Origin of the sequence: Acetivibrio ethanolgignens (assembly GCF_001461035.1) — a bacterium.
Classification (GTDB): domain Bacteria; phylum Bacillota; class Clostridia; order Lachnospirales; family Lachnospiraceae; genus Velocimicrobium; species Velocimicrobium ethanolgignens.
Genome location: NZ_LNAM01000004.1, coordinates 1 through 5,153, shown reverse-complemented (window position 1 = coordinate 5,153; position 5,153 = coordinate 1). Strand labels below are relative to the sequence as shown.

The window sequence follows — 5,153 nt, the reverse complement described above, 5'->3', positions numbered from 1 at the left end:
CCTGATATGCTGTATAAAGATTACTGGAAATAAGGAGAATATTGATGAAATATTACAAATTATCTATGGATATGGAAAGAGAAAATGATATAATATGCCATTATCAAAATGATTATGGAATTCAGCAAAATGCACTAAATACTGGGAAAGTTTTTGAAAACTGGGATGATAGATTTGAGTTTTTCTATGCAAAAGAAGAAGGAGATGTTTGGACTGATTATCTTGCCAATGATAAAGGATGGTTCTTGGTATCAAACAGGTTGAAGACATTATTAGAGTCAGTCAATACAGATATACAATTTCTGAAAGTTGGCATAAAAGAAACAAATAATGGAGAGGATTTTAAACAATATTATATTGCCAATATTATTAAAGTTGTAGATGCGTTATGCTTGGATAAATCGAAGTACTTTGAAACAGAAATTGAAGGAATAGGCACAATATATACAGTAAGTAAATATGGTATATATGCTGAAAAAACGGATGGTGCAGATGTCTTTAAGTTGTCAAATAGGCAAGAAATACCAATATTTGTATCTGAAAAATTTAAAGATTTAATCGAAAAGGAAAATATTACGGGTATTTCATTAACAGAGATTAGTGTAGTATAGTATTTATTATGGTTATACTTTCGGACTCCCAACATCCTATAACTCCTGTCTGTCTATTAATTAACCATCATGGCTGTTGCGAAGCAATTAAGAATCCATGATGTTAATTAATAGACGCTAGCGAAATTTTGCCGAGTTGGGTATACGGACGAACATTGAAAAGTGACATGCTGATGTAACGCACTCTTAGCAACAGAATGTTGCGAAAGGGTGCGTTTTTTCTGTGAAAGTTTACTATAAACGGTAAGGGTTTTTATAAAATTCAGTCTTACAAGTGGTATTTCAGACATAAAAATTTGTCAAAAAGGCGGTAATCCAAAGGAAGATGTTCTTCATTTTGGCGGTAGTGGACTGAGAAGTATCTTCGTATATTCTGAATAATGCATTTAGACCAAAGTGTCGGACAAAGTTTTCGGGCTATGCTGGAAAGCCACACAGTATCGTCATTTCTGCTAATGGAGAAATATAGTTGTTCCACAGAACTGATGTTTTGATAATTGCTTGTAAACCTTATATTATTTGATTTTACGTAAAAAGCATCCAACCCTGCGTTATTATTTCGATACGAGGTTTTATGTTAATTTTCTTCATGTTGTTGTGGTATGAGAAGAATATCTGTTTGCTCATTTTTATAGCACAGAACTGTTAGAATGTACACTGAAACCTTAGGAAGGCAAGTGTTTTTCAAGATTTGATTGCAATTAAGTTTCACTTCAAGATGGATTATGACATTCACAGACAGGTTACTAACAATTCGCTGGGGTCTCATGAATACCGACAACTAAGATAATCATGTATAATCTCCAGCAATCTCAAATCATCCGTTGATACCATCGAAATTCTCCAATCTTAATCCGCACTTCCTAACATCACATCTCTGTTTTGATTCATTCTGATTTTTCGAATATCAAATTAACTAATATCTTCCACAACCTGCTCATCCATTTACATTGCATAGTTCCATAAATCCGCAGATTCTTTCTCTTGTCACAGCATTTGAATTTTTGTATATGACCGATTTTCTGCGTATTTTCTGAAGAATAAAGTGTGCGACTAAGAATTAAGATGAACCACTGGTGTGGTTGTTAAACTTATTTTCTAAATATAACTTGTTGACTTAAAGGAACTTTGGAACCTACAGACTGTTTTCAGAATGACGCATATAGGCATAAGTTTACCAACAACGAAAGGAGGTTTGTGTTTATGATTTATGGTTTTATATCATCACTTGATGATGAGACAACAAAGGTGTTTTTCAGAAGTAAGAAGATTCGGGGGAATAACATTTATAATGCTGAAAGTCTTGGTGCACTTACATCGGTTCTGCAAAGTGGAGATGCAGTTTATACCGTTAGTTGTAATCGTTTTGCGTCAGTTCGGCAGGTGTATACCGTTGCAAGGTTCTGTCATGAAAGGGGTATCGTTCTTCATTTTGTAGCAGAGCCTTATCTTGATATTGGCAATGGTAAGCAGTGGAGACCTGCTGTCGCCAAAGTCATTGCCAGTATGGTAGAGAGTGAGCAGAAAGCAAAGGGCATGATGGCACAAGGTTTTAAGATGACCGATTCCCAGTGGGAGTATGCCTATCGGTGCTTCGAGCTGATGAATCTTGATATTCTGGCACATACGTTTTCTGCTGATGGTGTGTTAAAACGTGGTAGCTGACAGGTGCTGGTAAGTTTGGCGGTGCGTATTGGTTGTGGGGTAAATTTGCAGGTTTTTTCGTACTGCTCCTGCCTTTGGGGTATGGTCTTGCGGTTTCCGCTTGGCTTGCCCCTCACGCCTGCATACAATGCCCTACGTTCCGTTTTATTGTCTTTGGTGGTAACTACTGCCACTATTGTCTTTGGTGGCAAATTTGGGCGAATTACGGCTTCGTAGCAAAGTGCTTATTCGTACTGGTTTAGGAACTATGGCGGTACTGGTGGGTTCTGTGGTGGTGGCAGTTATTTTAAGGAACTATCTTGGTGTAGTTATTGGAACTTGGCATTTTTTGGCTGACCTTTACTGGTTGGTCTGTGATGATATTTGATTGGAGTTGGTGTGATGAATAAGAGAACAAGAGCAATCGATGAAGATACCTACAAGCTTATTATAGCCACCATGAAGAATGGCTTTGCTCATGAAGGTGTGCAGTATAAGCCTAATGAGCGGATTGCCACAGTGCTGGTACTGGAATATAATCTGGGTTTGCGTGTTGGGGATATCCTGCAACTTAAGATAGACAGTTTTGTGAAGGATGGCAGTCGGTATCGTCTGGATATGTATGAGCAGAAGACTGGTAAGTACAGAAACTTTACTGTGCCAGTTGAGGTGTATTCGTATGTAAGAGACTATGCATATGCTCATGGTATCTCTCCAAGTGCAAGATTATTTCCGATTACAGAAAGAGCAGTATTGAAGCATCTGAAGGCAGTATGCTCTTATCTGGCTCTTAACGGGGTAGGTTCTCACAGTTTCCGCAAAGGATTCGCCACTAACGTGTATGTGAACAATCATTACAATATCGAACTGGTCAGAACCCTGCTCCAGCATTCCAGTGTAAATGTGACCCAGAGATATATCGGTATTGGTTCTAAAGAACTGGAAGATGCCATCCAGAAGAATGTCTGTCTTGGCTAAGATAAATTCAAAAATGAAAGACAACTTCTTATCACTGCACCCTATATGGCACTTTGCCAGTAGGATGCAGTTTTCTTTTATTCTGCCAGTAAGAAATGTGTGTGTTGATAAGATGGATTATTGGTTTCGTGAATGTGCGGTAACGGGAGTAACAGCAGTAACTATATGAGTTGGTGTCACAAATCTATTAGCTGGAAATATGGTGTGCATAAAATGCCTTGAAACATCTCAGCTGGTAAATCTACATCGCAGAAAGTATAAGGGATTTGGGGTATGGTGTAAAATGTCTTTTTCTTTTAGAGAAAGCAGAAATAACTTGAATACGACGGTATTCAGAGTTAACATCACACACACTTTCAAAGCGATTCGTAAGTCTTTGGAAGTGCCTGCGTTCTGCAGGAAGTATCCATCTCCATGAAAGTCAGCGGTATTCCGTTTGGAGTATTTTGTGTCTGACCAGAAATGGATTAGCTGTACCACTCTTGCACACTTGGTTGCTGAAAAGATGCGTAATTCCGAGAAAGATGCTTAACGGTTGAGATTGCTTGCATTTTGCCAAACATTGAGAATGGAGTTGATTTTTATGACAAAAGAAGATTTTATTTATGTGGGTATTGATTTACATAAGGAGACCCACACAGCAGTAGTGATTGACTGCTACAATAACAAACTGGGCGAGATTACTTTCGCCAACAGACCAGCCGATTTTCCTAAGCTGGTAACTAAAGTAAAGAAGAGTAATACTGATGGAAAAACTGTCGTATTCGGACTGGAGAATGCATATGGTTACGGCAGACCTTTAGCGGTGTGGCTGATTGATAAGGGGTATCTTGTAAAAGATGTTAATACCGCTATTTCACATCGTCAGGCGAAACACAGAGGTGCCATGTACCGAAAGAGTGACAGTGATGATGCTGAAGCTATTGCTCTGGCAACTTTAAATATGCTTGATAAACTTCCAGATGCCTGCCCGAATGATGCGTACTGGTCACTTGGTCAGCTGGTGCATCGAAGAGATAATATCATGAAACAGAGGACCAGATTGGTTAACCAGCTTCATGAGCAGTTGTGCATTGCGTATCCGTCTTACAAGCAGTTTTTCAATGATATCAGCAGACCTACTGCCTTATATTTCTGGGAGCATTACCCATCCAGAAAGTATCTGAAGGGTAAGAGTGTGGAGGATTTGCGTGAGGAACTTGTTCCTGTCAGTCATAACAAGTGTTCCACCAAGACCTGCGAGAAAATCTTGGATGCTGTTGCCAGTGACAAAGTCAAAAATAATGACTTCCAAGATGCAAGGGATATGGTAACCCTTAGTATTGTCAGCGATTTACAGCACTATGACAAACAGCTGGCGGAAGTAGATAAGATGCTGGAAAAGATGTATAAGATGCTGGGCTGTACGTTAACGACAATTCCCGGAGTAAATGTTATCACAGCAGTGAAGATTCTGTCAGAAATCGGTGATATCAAACGCTTTGCGAATGCCAATAAACTGGCACAGTTTGCTGGTATAGCACCGCTTCATTTATCATCCAGCGGGAAAGGTAAGGATTTTGCTACAAAGCAAGGCAATAGAAGATTACAGGCTACAATTTATTTCCTTGCGATTCAGATGGTGCAGGTATCCTCAAAAGGCACACCTAGAAACCCAGCATTCCGTGCGTACTATGAGAAGCGGAAAGCAGAGGGCAAGAGCAGTCAGCAGGCACTGATTTGTATTTCCAGACGATTAATCAGTATTATTTATGGAATGTTAAAAAATGGTACGGAGTACCGTATGCCAGTAGTGGAAAATGCTGGCGAAAATAGATAGTGAAAATGGCAAATATGTGATATTATTTTAAGCAGATGAAACAGTCGGCTTTGGGAAGTGTATTCATTTTTCAAAAGAGAGGCATCGGCTTGGATTATTAT

At 39.0% G+C, this 5,153-nt stretch carries 5 protein-coding genes; all 5 read left to right on the top strand.

Annotation, left to right across the window (positions count from 1 at the left end):
* Positions 1–44 precede the first annotated feature (44 nt).
* The 5 genes from ASU35_RS01295 to ASU35_RS19015 all read left to right on the top strand — a co-directional run bounded on the left by ASU35_RS01295 (position 45) and on the right by ASU35_RS19015 (position 5,052).
* Positions 45–611 (top strand): imm11 family protein, encoded by a 567-nt coding sequence (locus ASU35_RS01295; RefSeq protein WP_058351322.1) that lies wholly within the window; start codon positions 45–47, stop codon positions 609–611.
* A gap of 1,203 nt (positions 612–1,814) precedes the next feature.
* Complete coding sequence (locus tag ASU35_RS01290) at positions 1,815–2,276, top strand: hypothetical protein (RefSeq protein ID WP_058351321.1); 462 nt, start codon at positions 1,815–1,817, stop codon at positions 2,274–2,276.
* Between the two features lie 193 nt (positions 2,277–2,469).
* Positions 2,470–2,643 carry a hypothetical protein gene (locus tag ASU35_RS19020; RefSeq protein ID WP_156059321.1) on the top strand — a complete coding sequence of 58 codons (174 nt, stop codon included), beginning with the start codon at positions 2,470–2,472 and terminating at the stop codon, positions 2,641–2,643.
* A 14-nt stretch (positions 2,644–2,657) separates the two neighbouring features.
* Positions 2,658–3,233 (top strand): tyrosine-type recombinase/integrase, encoded by a 576-nt coding sequence (locus tag ASU35_RS01285; RefSeq protein WP_341415454.1) that lies wholly within the window; start codon positions 2,658–2,660, stop codon positions 3,231–3,233.
* 583 nt (positions 3,234–3,816) lie between these two features.
* Positions 3,817–5,052 (top strand): IS110 family RNA-guided transposase, encoded by a 1,236-nt coding sequence (locus ASU35_RS19015; RefSeq protein WP_058351319.1) that lies wholly within the window; start codon positions 3,817–3,819, stop codon positions 5,050–5,052.
* Positions 5,053–5,153: the final 101 nt, after the last annotated feature.